The 15,117-nt window shown below is 64.1% G+C and carries 16 protein-coding genes; 6 read left to right on the top strand and 10 right to left on the bottom strand.

The genetic code is table 11. The annotated features are described in order from the left end of the window. Window positions 1-24: 24 nt before the first annotated feature. Both AB7008_RS39180 and AB7008_RS39175 read left to right on the top strand, forming a co-directional pair. On the top strand, window positions 25-1,656 hold the full coding sequence (locus tag AB7008_RS39180) for an SUMF1/EgtB/PvdO family nonheme iron enzyme (RefSeq protein ID WP_441260526.1): 1,632 nt from the start codon (window positions 25-27) through the stop codon (window positions 1,654-1,656). Window positions 1,657-1,673: 17 nt separating this feature from the next. Beyond that, entirely contained in the window at window positions 1,674-2,120 is a 447-nt protein-coding gene (locus AB7008_RS39175) for a DUF4399 domain-containing protein (RefSeq protein ID WP_014492809.1), read from the top strand. On the opposite strand, the gene AB7008_RS39170 is transcribed toward AB7008_RS39175, so the two are convergent. The 10 genes from AB7008_RS39170 to pqqA all read right to left on the bottom strand — a co-directional run bounded on the left by AB7008_RS39170 (window position 2,121) and on the right by pqqA (window position 12,245). Beyond that, a complete protein-coding gene (locus tag AB7008_RS39170) occupies window positions 2,121-3,176 on the bottom strand; it encodes a 2-oxoacid:ferredoxin oxidoreductase subunit beta (RefSeq protein ID WP_248879584.1) in 1,056 nt (351 codons plus the stop codon). It lies immediately after the preceding gene. Continuing rightward, a complete protein-coding gene (locus tag AB7008_RS39165; RefSeq protein WP_441260525.1) occupies window positions 3,173-5,020 on the bottom strand; it encodes a 2-oxoacid:acceptor oxidoreductase subunit alpha in 1,848 nt (615 codons plus the stop codon). The genes AB7008_RS39170 and AB7008_RS39165 overlap by 4 nt, the downstream gene beginning before the upstream one ends. Then, window positions 4,990-6,789 (bottom strand): FAD-dependent oxidoreductase, encoded by a 1,800-nt coding sequence (locus tag AB7008_RS39160; RefSeq protein WP_248879582.1) that lies wholly within the window; start codon window positions 6,787-6,789, stop codon window positions 4,990-4,992. The genes AB7008_RS39165 and AB7008_RS39160 overlap by 31 nt, the downstream gene beginning before the upstream one ends. 235 nt (window positions 6,790-7,024) lie before the next feature. Further along, a complete protein-coding gene (locus tag AB7008_RS39155; protein WP_028156248.1) occupies window positions 7,025-7,702 on the bottom strand; it encodes a DUF4286 family protein in 678 nt (225 codons plus the stop codon). Window positions 7,703-7,844: 142 nt separating this feature from the next. Continuing rightward, window positions 7,845-8,831 carry a prolyl aminopeptidase gene (gene pip, locus AB7008_RS39150; protein WP_441260524.1) on the bottom strand — a complete coding sequence of 329 codons (987 nt, stop codon included), beginning with the start codon at window positions 8,829-8,831 and terminating at the stop codon, window positions 7,845-7,847. After that, the gene (pqqE, locus tag AB7008_RS39145) at window positions 8,821-10,014 is read right to left on the bottom strand and encodes a pyrroloquinoline quinone biosynthesis protein PqqE (RefSeq protein WP_304491171.1); all 1,194 of its coding nucleotides are present in this window, start codon (window positions 10,012-10,014) and stop codon (window positions 8,821-8,823) included. The genes pip and pqqE overlap by 11 nt, the downstream gene beginning before the upstream one ends. Continuing rightward, a complete protein-coding gene (pqqD, locus tag AB7008_RS39140; RefSeq protein ID WP_028147039.1) occupies window positions 10,011-10,322 on the bottom strand; it encodes a pyrroloquinoline quinone biosynthesis peptide chaperone PqqD in 312 nt (103 codons plus the stop codon). The genes pqqE and pqqD overlap by 4 nt, the downstream gene beginning before the upstream one ends. 12 nt (window positions 10,323-10,334) lie before the next feature. After that, window positions 10,335-11,090 carry a pyrroloquinoline-quinone synthase PqqC gene (gene pqqC, locus AB7008_RS39135; RefSeq protein WP_249156150.1) on the bottom strand — a complete coding sequence of 252 codons (756 nt, stop codon included), beginning with the start codon at window positions 11,088-11,090 and terminating at the stop codon, window positions 10,335-10,337. Between the two features lie 20 nt (window positions 11,091-11,110). Further along, window positions 11,111-12,040 (bottom strand): pyrroloquinoline quinone biosynthesis protein PqqB, encoded by a 930-nt coding sequence (gene pqqB, locus AB7008_RS39130; protein ID WP_248879578.1) that lies wholly within the window; start codon window positions 12,038-12,040, stop codon window positions 11,111-11,113. Window positions 12,041-12,164: 124 nt separating this feature from the next. Beyond that, window positions 12,165-12,245 carry a pyrroloquinoline quinone precursor peptide PqqA gene (gene pqqA / locus AB7008_RS39125; RefSeq protein ID WP_007595659.1) on the bottom strand — a complete coding sequence of 27 codons (81 nt, stop codon included), beginning with the start codon at window positions 12,243-12,245 and terminating at the stop codon, window positions 12,165-12,167. Between the two features lie 247 nt (window positions 12,246-12,492). Here pqqA and AB7008_RS39120 point away from each other — a divergent pair, with 247 nt between their 5' ends. From AB7008_RS39120 to AB7008_RS39105, 4 genes are all read left to right on the top strand, one after another. Further along, window positions 12,493-12,750: a DUF6894 family protein gene (locus tag AB7008_RS39120; RefSeq protein ID WP_028147036.1), complete on the top strand. Its 258-nt coding sequence runs from the start codon at window positions 12,493-12,495 to the stop codon at window positions 12,748-12,750. 213 nt (window positions 12,751-12,963) lie between these two features. Beyond that, complete coding sequence (locus AB7008_RS39115) at window positions 12,964-14,364, top strand: amidase family protein (RefSeq protein WP_304491170.1); 1,401 nt, start codon at window positions 12,964-12,966, stop codon at window positions 14,362-14,364. Window positions 14,365-14,366: 2 nt separating this feature from the next. After that, window positions 14,367-14,843 carry a glutathione peroxidase gene (locus AB7008_RS39110; RefSeq protein ID WP_014492822.1) on the top strand — a complete coding sequence of 159 codons (477 nt, stop codon included), beginning with the start codon at window positions 14,367-14,369 and terminating at the stop codon, window positions 14,841-14,843. Continuing rightward, window positions 14,840-15,097, top strand: coding sequence for a DUF3297 family protein (locus tag AB7008_RS39105; protein ID WP_014492823.1), 258 nt, complete (start codon window positions 14,840-14,842; stop codon window positions 15,095-15,097). Before AB7008_RS39110 ends, AB7008_RS39105 begins: the two co-directional genes overlap by 4 nt. Window positions 15,098-15,117: the final 20 nt, after the last annotated feature.

The raw sequence follows: 15,117 nt of genomic DNA, 5'->3' as shown, positions 1-15,117 counted from the left end.
CCCGCGTTTGTGGAGTTCCCCGCAATGGGCGAGATTCGTAACTTCAGATCCGGAAATCATGACGAGCCGCCTCCACACGGCTCGATGCCGCGCCGTCTTGCCGCAATCATCGTCGGTGACATCGCTTCCTACAGCCGCTTGATGCAGGCCGACGAGGAAGGCACCCATGTTCGCGTCAAGCGGATCGAGCGGGATCTCATCGAGCCCAGCATCGTCGAACACCATGGAACGTTGGTGAAGACGACGGGAGACGGCTTCATCGCGATCTTCGACAGTCCCGTCGAGGCCGTTCGCTGCAGCATCGTCATTCAGCAGAATCTCGTCGGGCGCAACGCTTCGCTTCCGAGGGAGTCCCGGATCGAATATCGGATTGGCGTCAATCTCGGTGATGTGATCGTAGAGCCGGACGATGTCTACGGCGACGGAGTCAACATCGCCACGCGCATCGAGGGTATCGCCGAACCCGGTCAGGTCTATATCTCGGGCGCGATCTACGAGCAGATCAAGCACAAGGTGGTATGCGGCTATGAGTCGCTCGGCGACCGCAAGGTCAAGAACATCACCGATCCGGTGCGCGTCTATCGGGTGCTGCCGGACGCAGATGCGGTCGGGCGGACGCGAGGCCGGCGCGAGAATACCTTGATCTTTCTTCTCGGCGTCACGCTCCTCGTGATCGCTGCCGGTGTGCTGTGGTATCTGCTGGCGCAGCCGTGGCGCAGGGGGACTGAGCAGGCCGCCGCGCCGAGCGTTGCTCCGGTCGCATCACCGAGCCCGCAACCTGCACCGCGAGAAGCCGCGACACAAACGCCGCAGCCGTCTCCTTCATTGGCGGCACCATCTCCATCGCCCGCTCCGGCGCCAAGTGCTCCGGCGCCAAGTGCTTCGGCGTCAAGTGCCCCGGCGCCAAGTGCTTCAGCGCCAAGTGCTTCAGCGCCAAGTGCTTCAGCGTCAAGTCCAGCACCAAGCCCATCCGCCACGCCGCTCCGCGAACCCGAGATGATCGCCATTCGCGGCGGCAGCTTCGCGATGGGAAGCAATGACGACCCGACCGAACGTCCCGTCCACCAGGTCACGGTCAAGCCGTTCTCGATCGCCAAATATCCGGTGACCGTGCAGGAATGGAACGAATGCGCGGCCGCGAAGGCATGCGGCTTCACCGCCATCGGCAAGGACGATGCGCCGATCACCAATGTAAGCTGGACCGACGCGCAGCAATATGCGGCCTGGCTCGCGCGGACCACGAAGAAGTCGTATCGGCTTCCGAGTGAAGCCGAATGGGAATACGCCGCGCGCGGCGGAACGCAGACGAAATATTGGTGGGGCGACAAGCTCCAGCCGGGCATGGCGGGATGCAAGGATTGCGGTGATCTCGCGGCCGAGCAGCCGGCGAAGGTCGGCAGCTTCAAACCGAATCCGTTCGGCCTCCACGACATGGGCGGCGGCGTCGATCAGTGGGTCGAGGACTGCTGGCGCAGGACCTATCAGGGCGCACCCGGTGACGGCTCGGCATGGACCGGCGGGGACTGCTCGTCGCATGTCCTGCGCTCGGGTTCATGGAAGAACGATTCGAGATATGTGAGGCCATCCAACCGCGACGGCTACGATACCAATGTTCGTTATCCGACGCATGGATTCCGCGTTGCTCTAAGTCCTTAAGTGGTGGAGTCATTTCGATGCAGATCATTCGTTGCGCCGCCCTTGCGGCGGCGCTCGCATTGCTCCCAGGCGTCGCCTATCCGCAGGGCAAGACCGCTCCCAAGGATGCCAAGCTTTATTTCATCACCCCGCGCGACGGGCAGAAGGTTCGCGGCGGGTTCTGGGTCCGGTTCGGCTTGCGCAACATGGGCGTGACGCACGCCGGCGACGAGTACCAGAACGCCGGCCATCATCATTTGCTGGTCGACGTCAAAGATCCCATCGATCCCAAGGAGCCAATCCCGCAGGACAAGTCGCATTTGCACTTCGGGGCGGGGCAGACCGAAACCATGCTCGAACTTCCCCCCGGGACGCACACGCTGCAACTGGTGCTGGGCGACGCGAAGCACTATCCGTTCGAGCCGCCTGTCGTATCGGACAAGATCACCATACGTGTCAGGCAGCCGGTCGAGCGCGGGAGATGATCACCGCAGGCTGGCGTTGAACTTGTCCAGTGCCGCCGAGCCCGGGCACAGCGTATCCGCTTCCAGCGTATTGAGCGGCGTCTCGACCGTGTTGAGATGCGCGTGCAGGTCTTCCGCATCGGGATCGACGTAGAGCAGACCGGTGACGATCTGGCCCTTGGCGGCGTGCTTCTGCAGGAAGGTCTGGGCGCCGAGCCGGTCATGCGGATCGTAGTCCGCGTCGATCTTGCGCAGCGCGATCTTGCTGCCGTCATGCTGCTCGACCATCTGCACCGTTCCCGGCGCGTAATCGACGGCGATGGGGTCGCGGCCGACCAGCACGTCGAGCCGGTTCACGGCGTCATTGTGCTCGCGCACATAGTCGAAGCTCTTGGTCGAGCCGGCGTGGTTGTTGAAGGCGATGCAGGGGCTGATGACGTCGATGAAGGACGCGCCCTTGTGGCGGATCGCGGCGGCGATCAGCGGCACCAGCTGGGCCTTGTCGCCGGAGAACGAGCGCGCGACGAAGGTGGCCCCTAGCTGCAGCGCGATCGCGACGAGGTCGATCGCGTTGTCGGTGTTGGTGACGCCTTTCTTGGACTTCGAGCCGCGGTCGGCGGTCGCCGAGAACTGGCCCTTGGTCAGGCCATAGACGCCGTTGTTCTCGACGATATAGGTCATGTTGACGCCGCGCCGGATCGAATGCGCGAACTGGCCGAAGCCGATCGAGGCCGAATCGCCGTCGCCGGAGACGCCGAGATAGATCAGGTCGCGGTTGGCGAGGTTGGCGCCGGTGAGCACGCTGGGCATGCGGCCGTGCACCGAGTTGAAGCCGTGCGAATTGCCGAGGAAATAGTCCGGCGTCTTCGACGAGCAGCCGATGCCCGAAATCTTCGCGACCCGATGCGGTTCGATCGAGAGCTCGTAGCAGGCCTCGATGATCGAGGCCGTGATCGAGTCATGGCCGCAGCCGGCGCACAGCGTCGAGATCTTGCCCTCGTAGTCCCGGTGCGTGTAGCCGAGCTCGTTCTTCTTCAGGCCCGGATGATGAAACTTCGGTTTGGCAATATAGGTCATGACACGGCCTTGCGGAGCGGGGTCACCTTGAGGTGATCCTGGTGGTCGCCAATGGCTTTTGCGATGAAGCGGGCGGTCATCGGGGTGCCGTCGTAATGCACGATCGGCACGAGGCGCACCGGGTCGATGCCGTTCTCGTTGACGATGAGCTGGCGGAGCTGGGCGTCGCGGTTCTGTTCGACCACGTAGACGAAGTCGTGCTCGGCGAGGAAGCTCGCCACGCTCGAGTGGAACGGGAAGGCGCGGATGCGCAGGCGGTCGAGCTGATGTCCGCGCGCCTCCAGCAGGCCGATCGCCTCGTCCATCGCGGGTGAGGTCGAGCCGAAATAGATCACGCCATATTTGGTCGGCCGTTCCGCGTTGGCCTGGAGCGGGCGTGGGACCAGGTCCTGCGCGGTCTCGAACTTGCGCACCAGACGCTGCATGTTGTCGGCATAGACCGAGCCTTCCTCGGAGTAGCGCGCATAGCGATCGCGCGAGGTGCCACGGGTGAAATAGGAGCCCTTGGTCGGATGTGTGCCGGGATAGGTGCGGTAGGGAATGCCATCGCCGTCGACGTCGAGATAGCGGCCGAAGTCGCGGCCTTCCTCCAGCATCTCCGTGGTCATCACCTTGCCGCGGTCATACTGTCTCGCGTCGTCCCACTTCAGCGGGCGGCAGAGACGATGGTTCATCCCGATGTCGAGGTCGAGCATCAGGAAGATCGTGGTCTGGAGCCGCTCGGCAAGATCGAATGCGGCCGCCGCGAACTCGAAGGCCTCGGCCGGATCTTCCGGGAACAGCAGCACGTGCTTGGTGTCGCCATGCGAAGCATAGGCGCAGGCGATGATGTCGCATTGCTGGGTGCGGGTCGGCATGCCGGTCGAGGGACCGGCGCGCTGGATGTTCATGATCACGGCCGGGATCTCCGCGAAATAGGAGAGGCCGATGAACTCGGTCATCAAGGAGATGCCGGGGCCGGAGGTCGCGGTGAAGGCGCGGGCGCCGTTCCAGGAGGCGCCGATGACGATGCCGATCGAAGCCAGCTCGTCCTCGCCTTGCACGATCGCGTATTTCGCCTTGCCGGTCTCGGGATCATGCCGGTACTTCTTGCAGTGGGCGGTGAAAGCCTCCGCCACCGACGAGGACGGCGTGATCGGATACCAGGCGCACACGGTGGCGCCGCCATAGACCGCGCCGAGCGCGGCGGCGCTGTTGCCCTCGATGAAGATGCGGTCGCCGACCTTGTCGGTTTTCTTCACCCGCAGCCCGATCGGGCATTTCAGGTTCTGCAGCGCCCAGTCGCGGCCGAGATGCAGCGCATGGACGTTGGAGGAGAGCAGCTTCTCCTTGCCCTTGTACTGCTCGCCGATCAGCTGCTCGATCAGCTTCGGGTCCATGTCGAGCAGCGCCGAGAGGCTGCCCAGATAGATGATGTTCTTGAACAGCTGGCGCTGGCGCGGATCGGTGTAGGTCGAGTTGGTGATCGCGGTGAGCGGCACGCCGATCACGGTGATGTCGTCGCGGAATTTCGTCGACGGCATCGGCTTGGTGGAATCGTAGAACAGATAGCCGCCGGGCTCGATGCCGGCGACGTCCTTGTCCCAGGTCTGCGGGTTCATCGCCACCATCATGTCGACGCCGCCACGGGCGCCGAGATGGCCGTCTTCCGTCACCCGCACCTCGTACCAGGTCGGCAGGCCCTGGATGTTGGAGGGGAAGATGTTGCGGGGGGAGACCGGAACGCCGTGGCGCAGGATCGCGCGCGCGAACATCTCGTTGGCGCTGGCCGAACCCGAGCCGTTGACGTTGGCGAAACGGACGACGAAGTCGTTTACGCTGCTGAGCGGCTTTTTGTCGGACATGTCGAACCTGCGTGAGTCATCTCGATGAAATATTTCTGCATGTCCCAGGCTCCGGTGGGACAACGCTCGGCGCACAGCCCGCAATGCAGGCAGACATCCTCGTCCTTGACCATCACGCGCCCGGTCTTGAGGTCGCTGGACACGTAGAGGTCCTGGTCCGGATGCGGCGAGGGCGCCTTCAGGCGATGGCGCAGGTCGCTTTCCTCGCCATTGTCAGTGAAGGTGATGCAGTCCATCGGGCAGATGTCGGCGCAGGCGTCGCACTCGATGCAGAGCGAGGTCGAGAACACGGTCTGGACGTCGCAGTTCAGGCAGCGCTCGGCTTCGCCCAGCGCCAGCTTGACGTCGTAGCCGAGCTCGACCTCGGTGCGGATGTCCTTCAGCGCAATCACCTTGTCGCGATGCGGAACCTTGAAACGCTTGTCGTTGGAGATGTCGTTGTCATAGCTCCATTCGTGGATGCCCATCTTCTGCGAGGAGATTTGCACCTCCGGCAGCGGCCGTTCGGTGATGTCATCGCCCGAGAGCATCTTGTGGATCGACAGCGCGGCGTCGTGGCCCTGCGCCACGGCCCAGATGATGTTCTTCGGGCCGAACGCGGCGTCGCCGCCGAAGAACACTTTCGGATTGGTCGAGACGAAGGTCTTCGGATCGACCTTGGGCATGTGCCATTTGTCGAATTCGATGCCGCAATCCTGCTCGATCCAGGGGAAGGCGTTCTCCTGGCCGACCGCGACCAGCACGTCGTCGCAGGGAATGGTCTGATCGGGGTCGCCCGAAGGCACCAGATTGCGGCGGCCTTTGGCGTCGTATTCGGCTTTGACGTGCTGGAAGGTGACGCCGATGAGCTTGCCGGCGACATGCTTGAATGCCACCGGCACCATGTAGTTGAGGATCGGGATGTCCTCGTGGATCGCGTCTTCCTTCTCCCAGGGCGAGGCCTTCATCTCCTCGAAGCCGGAACGCACGACCACCGTGACTTTCTCGCCGCCGAGCCGGCGCGCGGTGCGGCAGCAATCCATCGCCGTGTTGCCGCCGCCGAGCACGATGACGCGTTTACCGATCTTGTCGACATGGCCGAACGACACGTTGGCTAGCCACTCGATGCCGATATGGACATTGCCAGCCGCTTCCTTCCGGCCGGGAACGTCGAGCTCGCGTCCGCGCGGCGCGCCGGAGCCGACGAAGATCGCGTCGTATTTCTCCGCGAGCAGCGCCTTCATGCTCTCGATGCGATGACCGCCTTTGAACTCGACGCCGAGACCCAGGATGTAGCCGGTCTCCTCGTCGATGACCGAATTGGGCAGGCGGAATTTCGGGATTTGCGTGCGCATCATGCCGCCGGCCTCGGGATCGCCGTCGAACACGGTGCAGTGATAGCCGAGCGGGGCAAGATCGCGCGCCACCGTCAGCGAGGCGGGGCCACCGCCGACGAATGCGACGCGCTTGCCGTTCTTGGCTGAAGGCTTCGGCAGACGCTGCCTGATGTCGTCCTTGAAGTCAGCGGCGACGCGCTTGAGGCGGCAGATCGCCACCGGCGTTTCCTCGACGCGTCCGCGCCGGCACGCCGGCTCGCATGGACGATCGCAGGTGCGTCCCAGAATTCCGGGAAACACGTTCGATTTCCAATTGATCATGTAGGCGTCGCTGTAGCGGCCTTGTGCGATCAGTCGGATGTATTCGGGAACCGGGGTGTGTGCAGGACAGGCCCACTGGCAATCGACCACTTTGTGAAAGTAGTCGGGGGCCGCGATATCGGTCGGTTTCATTCCTACCCTGTCCGCACAGGCCCAAAGACCCGGCGGCCTTTTCTTGAGCTTGGCGAACGCTAATGCGCGTCGATCTGGTTTATGAATGACGTCATTGGGTTAGCTTATTAGAACCGTTCCGAAGTACAACGGCAAATTTACGCGATCACCTGCTTTCATAGGTGCTGCGCGCGCTCAGCATCAACGGCCGCACGCATGATGCGTGCGGTGCAATATGTTGCGTTGCAGATGGCCGCTAGCCGGGCGCGATATCGCTCTTCGCGAGATCCCACATCAGGCTGTAAGTGCCGACGGAGACGGGAAGCGGGAAGGGCGATGCGGCGGGGCCGGTGAAGCGTTCGGCAATGACGGCGGAGACTGCGCCGACATGCGTGCCGTCGATCAGCACGAACCAGTCGCGCGCGCCCTCATTGTGCACCGCTGGAATGTCGGCCGTTGCGCCCGACAATTCCGGCTCGCTTTCGAGCAGATGCATCGAGATGATGCCCTCGCGCTCCCCGGGCGTCAGCTTTTCGTGCAGTGCATCACGCCATGTCCCCGCGTTGTCGGTGCTCGGCCGCAGCCGCACCACACCGAGCGCAGCGCCGCGGCCGGTGCCCTTGCTGATGGTGATGCGCGCGACGACGCGCAGCATGTTCTTGAAATGCGCCATGGTCCGCCGCGACCATTCGGTCTGGTTGGCGAGGCGGGCCCGGTAGGCGGGACTGTCGAGCACGTCGAGCGTCGCGGTCGAGTATAGCGAGAGATATTTGGGGTTGGCGGCATGCGCGACATAGCGCCGCGCCTCCAGGAAACCCTCGATCGCGACGCGCTCTTCCAGATGCTCGCGATCGTACCAGCGGTTGAAATCGGCCTCATCTGGAACGTCGATGTTCATCGACGTCAGCAGCATGCCTTGCCCGGCGAGCGGCATTGTTCTTGTCCTTCCCATTCAGACCCTCATGGTGACGAGCCACGAAGTGGCGTCTCGAACCATGAAGGCCCCGCTGCTACATCTCGGCCTTATCCTTCGAGGCGCGCTCCCTTGGAGCGCTCCTCAGGATGAGGAGATCGATCTAGCGCGCGGCTTTCGACGCGAGATCGGCGATCGACTTCATGACCGCGTCCCGCACGCCGGCATCATAGAGCGAATGTCCGGCTTCTTCCACGATCCGAATCTCGGAACCCGGCCAAACTTTCGCAAGCCGCTCGGATGTCTCAGGAGGGCACAACAGATCGTAGCGGCCCTGCACGATGATGCCGGGAATGCCGGACAGCCGGTCCGCGCTTCGCAACAACTGATTTTCCGTCATGAAGCTGTCGTGGACGAAATAATGCGCCTCCATGAACGGTGTCGCCGGCAGCGTGCGCCACACGTTCAGCGATGCCAGGTCCAGCCGCGTTTTGGCCGCCTTGTGCTCGGACAAGACGCGCTCGGTGTCGTGCCAGGCCCGCGCCGCGGGACCATGCACGGCCGGATCGGCATCGAGGATGCGGCGCCAATAGGCGTCCACCGGGTGCGCGCGCTCATCGGGCGGCAGCACGCTCAAGAAATCCTCGTGGAGCGCCGGATAGAATTGCGACAGGCGCGATGTGAAAGCGGTTTCGACCTCGGCACGGGTGCCCAGGAAGGTTGCGCGGAGCGCAATGCCGGAGACGCGCTCGGGATGCGCCTGCGCATAAGCCAATGCCAGCGTCGCGCCCCAGGAGCCGCCGACCACCATCCAGCGGTCGAAGCCGAATCTCTCGCGGATCTTCTCCATGTCCGCGATCAGATGCGCGGTGGTATTGCGTTCGCGCGATCCCTTGGGCCGGCTGCGGCCACAGCCACGCTGGTCGAACAGCACGGCGCAGAAGCGATCGGGATCGAACAGGCGGCGATGGTCGGGCTGGCAACCGCTGCCGGGCCCGCCATGCAGGTAGATCGCGGGGATGCCATCGGCGCGGCCGACGCTCTCGACATAGAGCTCGTGGCCGTCGCCGACGTCGAGCATGTCGGAGGTCAGCGGCGCAAAGGGATCGGCACGTTTGGCGGATGCGGCCGCGTCGGCGTCAGGCATCATTCCCGGATTCCAGAGTGCCGCCGGCGAAATTGCGATAGAGGAAGCGGTTGGTCTCGCCCTCGGCCTCGCGCTCGGCCTGCTTGAAGATGGTCTCGTGCAGCGGCGACAGCGCGCAGGCGGGATCGGTGTTGGCGGCATCGCCCGTCAGTGCAAAGGCCTGGCAGCGGCAGCCGCCGAAATCGATCTCGCGGAATTCGCAGGATTTGCACGGCTCCTTCATCCAGCCGGTGCCGCGATAGCGGTTGAAGGCGTCCGAGTTCTGCCAGATCCAGGCGATCGAATGATTGGAGCGCACGGATTCGAACTCGAGGCCGGTGATGCTCTCGGCGGCGTGGCAGGGCAGCACCTTGCCGGCGGGCGAGATGTTGAAGAACTGCCGGCCCCAGCCGCCCATGCACTTCTTCGGCCGCAGCGCGTAATAATCGGGAACGACATAGTCGATCGCGAGCGTGCCCTTCAGCCGCTCGCGCGCCTCCTCGACGATGCGGGTGCATTCATCTAACTGCGCGACGGTCGGCATCAGCGCGGCGCGGTTCTTCAGCGCCCAGCCGTAATACTGGACATTGGCGACCTCGAGCCGGTCGGCATCGAGGTCGATCGACATCTGGATGATGTCGGGGAGGTGATGCAGGTTCTGCCGGTGCATCACCGCGTTCACGGTGAGCGGCAGGTCGAGCTCGCGGGTCCATTTCGCGACTTCGAGCTTCTTGCGATGACCGTTCTTGTAGCCCGCGACGCGATCGGCGAGGCCTTCTTCGACGCCCTGGAAAGAGATCTGCACGTGACAGAGCCCGGCATCCGCCAGCTCGCTCAGCCGTTCGCGCGTCAGCAGCACGGCGGAGGTGATCAGATTGGTGTAGAGCCCGGCATCGCTGGCATGCTTGACCAGCTCGACGAGGTCTTTCCGCGCCGTCGGCTCGCCGCCGGAGAAATGCACCTGGAGCACGCCGATCTCGGCGAGCTCGCTCAGGACCTTCTTCCACTCCTCGGTCGTCAGCTCCTTGCCGGAGCGGTCGAGCTCGACGGGGTTGGAGCAATAGGGGCATTGCAGCGGACAGCGATGGGTGATCTCGAGCAGCACCGCGAGCGGAATGCCGAACGTCTCCGCAGTCGAGCGGCTCTTCTCCAGCACCGCGAGACTGTCGCTGGCGTCAGGCGGGACGGTCGGGAGCACATCGCTCATGACGTCTTCTCCCGGGCCTCGGTGAGGAAGCCCTTGTCGGCGAGATCCTGCAGCATGACGATGACGTCCGCCAGGATCGCCTCGCGCGGCGCGGCGTATTTCGCGGCCAGCTGGTCGGCGACGTCCCCGACATTGCGCTCGCCGTCGCAGAGCTGCAAGACCTCGACCGCGATCTCGTCGGGCGCCAGCACCCGTTCCGGCGCCAGGATCACCCAGACCTTGCGCGTCTCGTCATATTTCAGCTTGGCATGCCGCGGCAGCACCGGGCGGCTTGCCTCGCTGACGCTAATGTTCCGCGGCCCGGCCATTGCGCTTGTCCCTCAGCTCGCTTTGGGCACGAACGCGCCCGGCGGAATGTGGCCCTCGACATAGGCGTGCTGGAGCGCGTCGAGCTGCACCCACAGCACGTTGGTCTTGAAGATCAACGCGTTGCAGACGGAGGCGCGCTGCTCGGGCGTCGTGGCATGCGCCTTGACGTAATCGAGCGCGAAGCCGGCATCGCGCGGCGCCTGCGCCAGCCGTCGCTTGAAATAGCTCATGATATCAGGATTGACGAAGTCGTAATGCTCCAGCATGCCGGAGATGCGCTCCTCGTGCAGGTTCGGTGCGAACAATTCGGTGAGCGAGGAGGCGATCGCCTCCAGCGGGCTCTTCTCGCGGCAGTAATGGACATAGGCTTCGACCGCGAAGCGTGTCGCCGGCAAAATGCCTTCGGTCGATTCCACATAGGCCGTGTCGAGGCCGAGGCCTTCGGTCAGCTTCAGCCAGCGCTCGATGCCGCCCTCGCTGCCGACGTCGCCGTCATGGTCCTCGATGCGGTGGCGCCATTCCAGCCGCGTGGCGCGGTCGCGGAAGCGCGAGATCACCACGGCGTCCTTGATCGGGATCGTGCTCTGGTAATAGTAGCGGTTGAGCGCCCAGGCCTGCACCTGGCCCTTGTTCAGCTTGCCGCCGTGCAGCAGCTTATGGAACGGATGCAGGCTGTGATAGCGCGTCGCACCAATGTGGCGCAGCGTCGCCTCAAGCTCCTCGGCCGAGTTGAGCCTGATATCCTTGCCGATCGAGAGCGCAGTCATTCCAGTCATGGACGCGGCATTCACAGCACGATCTCCGTTCCGTCGGCGGGTATCCGCCAGCCCGCGGCCTCGAGCGCTTTACGCTCCGGCGTATCGGGCAGCAGCGCCGGATTCGAGTTATTGATATGCAGAAACATCTTCCTGTCGAGAGTGAGGTCGGCGAGGCGCGCGATCGCGCCATCGTGACCGGACATCGCGACATGTCCCATGCTCTTGCCGGTCTTCTGGCCGAGCCCGGCCTTGATCATCTCGTCATCCCGCCAGACCGTGCCGTCGAAGAACACCAGCGCTGCGCCGTCGATCTCGGCCTTGAGCGCGTCGGTCACTTCGGCGCAGGCCGCGATGAAGTAGAAGCACTTGCCGGTTGATTTGTCCGTGATCTTCAGGCCCAGCGTATCGCCGTCGCCGCTCTCGCCGCCGGGATGCGCCTTGCCTTCCAGATACCACGCCGACTTGCCAGGCACCGCGAAGGGCAGCACCTCTATCCCCGAGCGCGCGCCATCGGGCAGCCGCGGCTCGAACGGCTCGTGGATGGAAATCGGCTGGCGCTGTACGTTCTTCTCGTTCAGCACGTTGAAGATGCTGTTGCTCTTCAGGATCGCCAGCACCTTCTGATGCGCATAGACCGTGAAGGGCGAGCCCTCGCGCATCGACAGCAGGCCCGCGACCGCATCCACCTCGCTATTGGTCAGGATCACGCCTGCAACAGGCGTATGGCGCAGCGCGCCGGCCTTGGGATGCAACTGCGGCGTGGCGTTCAATTGCTGGCGAAGATCGGGGGAGGCGTTGATCAGGAACCAATGCTCGCCGTCGCCGCTGAACGCGACCGAGGCCTGGGTTCTCTGAAGCTCATGGCCATTTTCACGGGCCGCCCGGCAGCCCTCGCACCCGCAATTCCATTGCGGTACTCCGCCGCCGGCCCCGGCGCCCAGGACGACGACGCGAAGCATAATACGTCTCCTGGAGGGAACGTCGCGAGGTGGATCTCAGGCCGACACGGATGCCGACAAAGTTCGTGTCTTCCGGAAACCGATCGTGACCGAAAGATCCACCTGCGCAGAAACCACCAACCGCTTACTTGCGGGTGGCGCTCACATACATGTTGATTTCCATGCCACAGGGCACTTCGACGATCTTCGGGGCTTTCCAAGCCATTTTGGCTCTCCATTTCACGAATTCGGACGTATCCGCCCGACGGCTAAAGTAATGCGAGCGGAAAAGTTCGCTAGTGAAATCTTCCCGAGAAAGCCATGTTGCGCCGCGAAAATGATGGTGGAACATCACTTCCCGTGATGCTGCCTTGCGCAGGGCGCATTCGGTCGCGAACCCTGTCCTGATAAAGCAGTTGTGAGTGCAGTGCAGCTTTCAATCCGGTACAGGCCTTCCAAGTTGGACCCTCGTGATGCCCAGATACTTCTTCAACACCCGCATCGGCGACGAATTGATCGTGGATCCCGACGGAGAGGACCTGCGTAACCCCGATCGCGCCTGGGAGGTCGCCCGCCAGATGATCCTGGAGGTGGTGAAGTCGGAGGGCGCCCAGCCGGCGCTCATGGAGGCCGTCATCGAGGTGACCGACGACGACGGGGAGATCGTGCTCGAATTCCCCTTCACCGAGGCCCTGCTGGACATGCCGGACGAGTCCGCGACCAGGCATTGAGGCCCCCGCGCGCTTCCCCGTCATTGCGAGGAGCCCTTGCAGCGTAGCAATCCAGGCTGTCTCCGCGGAGGGATTCTGGACTGCTTCGCAGCGTTCGCAATGACGGAGCATGAGGCGCCACCCCGGCGCCAAGCTCGCTCTTCCTCCCCGCGAAATCCGCATGGCTTTGCTGCGTTCCCGGCGCTAAAAGACGCCGGTTAAACGGAGCAAGCCATGCAAGATCTCTGGCGCCTGTCGGCCGCCGACCTCGCGACCCTCGTCAAATCCAAAAAGGTCTCCGCCAGGGAGGCAGCCAAGGCCGGTTTGGCCCGCCTGGACGCCGTCAATCCCCAGCTCAACGCGGTGATCGACCACCAGCCGGAGGACGTGCTCAAGCAGGCTGACGCCGTCGATGCCGCCATCGCCCGGGGCGAAGATCCCGGTGTGCTCGCCGGCGTGCCCGTCACCATCAAGGCCAATGTCGACCAGGAAGGCTTTGCCACCACCAACGGCCTGAAACTCCAGCGCGACCTGATCGCGCGCGAGGACAATCCGGTGGTCGCCAATTTCCGCAAATCCGGCGCCATTCTCCTCGGCCGCACCAATTGCCCGGCCTTCTCCTATCGCTGGTTCACCACCAATCTGGTCCATGGCGACACCAAGAACCCCCGCGACGCCACGCTGACCCCGGGCGGCTCGTCCGGCGGCGCCGGCTCGGCGGTCGCGGCCGGCATCGGCCATATCGCCCACGGCACCGACATCGCCGGCTCGATCCGCTATCCCGCCTATGCCTGCGGCGTGCACGGCCTGCGCCCGACCTTGGGCCGCATCCCCGCCTTCAACCCGGCGCTGCCGGAGCGTCCGATCGGGCCGCAGATCATGGCCGTGTCGGGCCCGCTGGCGCGCACCGTCAACGATCTCAGGATCTCGCTCGAAGCCATGTCGGCCCGCGACATCCGCGACCCCTGGTTCGTGCCGGTCCCACTGCAAGGCCCCGCGCGGCCGAAGCGCGCCGCGCTCTGCCTCAACCCGGACGGGCTTGCGACCAAACCGGAGGTGAAGGCGGCCGTGACTGACGCCGGCAAGCGGCTGGAGCGCGCCGGCTGGACCGTCGAGGTCATCGAGAACACGCCGCCGATGCGCGAGGCAGTCGAGTGGCAAAGAAAACTCTGGCTTGGCGACGGCTATGAGGCGCAGCTGGAGATGGCCGAGCGCGAAGGCGATCCCGGTGCGCTGGCCTGCCTGCGCGGCAATCGCGCCAAGGTCACGCCGATGGACCAGGCGGACTACGCCAAGGCGCTGACGCGCCGCGCCACGCTGACCCGCGACTGGATGCTGTTCTTCGAAAAATATGCCGTGGTGCTCACGCCGGTGTCCGGCGAGTTGCCGTTCCCGGATCATCTCGACCGCAAGGACAACGAATCCTTCGAGCGCGTCTGGGAGGCGCAGATGCCGCAAATCGCGACCCCGTTCATGGGACTGCCGGGCCTCGTGGTCTCCACCGGTCTGGTCGGCAAGGCGCCGGTCGGCGTGCACATCGTGTCCGGCCGCTATCGCGAGGATCTGTGTCTGCTCGCGGGCGAAGCGATCGAGGCGGGCGGCGTGCCGCCGTCGCCGATCGATCCCGTGGGTTAGCGATGTCTGTGATCTACGACTTCAAGGCCAACTCGCTTCTCGGCGAGGAGGTGCCCATGCGCCGTTTCGAAGGACAGGTGCTGCTGATCGTCAACACCGCGAGCAAATGCGGCTTCACGCCGCAATATCGCGGGCTCGAGGATCTCTATCGCGACCTCTCGCCGCGCGGCTTCTCGGTGCTCGGCTTTCCCTGCAACCAGTTCGGCGCGCAGGAGCCGGGGCAGGCGAGCGAGATCCAGGCCTTCTGCTCGACCAACTACGACGTCACCTTTCCCCTGTTCGAGAAGATCGACGTCAACGGCGCCCACGCGCACCCTCTGTATGAGTACCTGAAACGCCAGCAATCCGGCCTGCTGGGCGCCTCCATCAAATGGAATTTCACCAAATTCCTCGTGGACCGTGCCGGCAAGGTGATCGCGCGCTACGCGCCGACCGCCCGTCCCGAGGGATTGCGGCAGCAAATCGAGACCCTGTTATGAGCGAGACAATCATGAGCGACGAATTTCCGGACCGCCTGTCGGTCGACCCGAACAGCCCCTATTACAACGCGGATATTCTCTCGCGCGACGTCGGCATCCGCTTCAAGGGAGTCGAGAAGACCAATGTCGAGGAGTACTGCATCAGTGAAGGCTGGGTCCGCGTCACCGCCGGCAACGCCAAGGACCGCTACGGCAACCCGCTGACGATCAAGGTGCATGGTCCGGTCGAGCCGTATTTCAGGGATAAGAAGTAGTTCGCTGTCATTCCGGGGCG

This window comes from Bradyrhizobium sp. 521_C7_N1_3, from assembly GCF_052075975.1.
In the GTDB taxonomy this organism is placed as follows: domain Bacteria; phylum Pseudomonadota; class Alphaproteobacteria; order Rhizobiales; family Xanthobacteraceae; genus Bradyrhizobium; species Bradyrhizobium japonicum.
The sequence above is the reverse complement of the archived record's forward strand: the minus strand, read 5'-3'. Positions and strand labels throughout refer to the sequence as shown.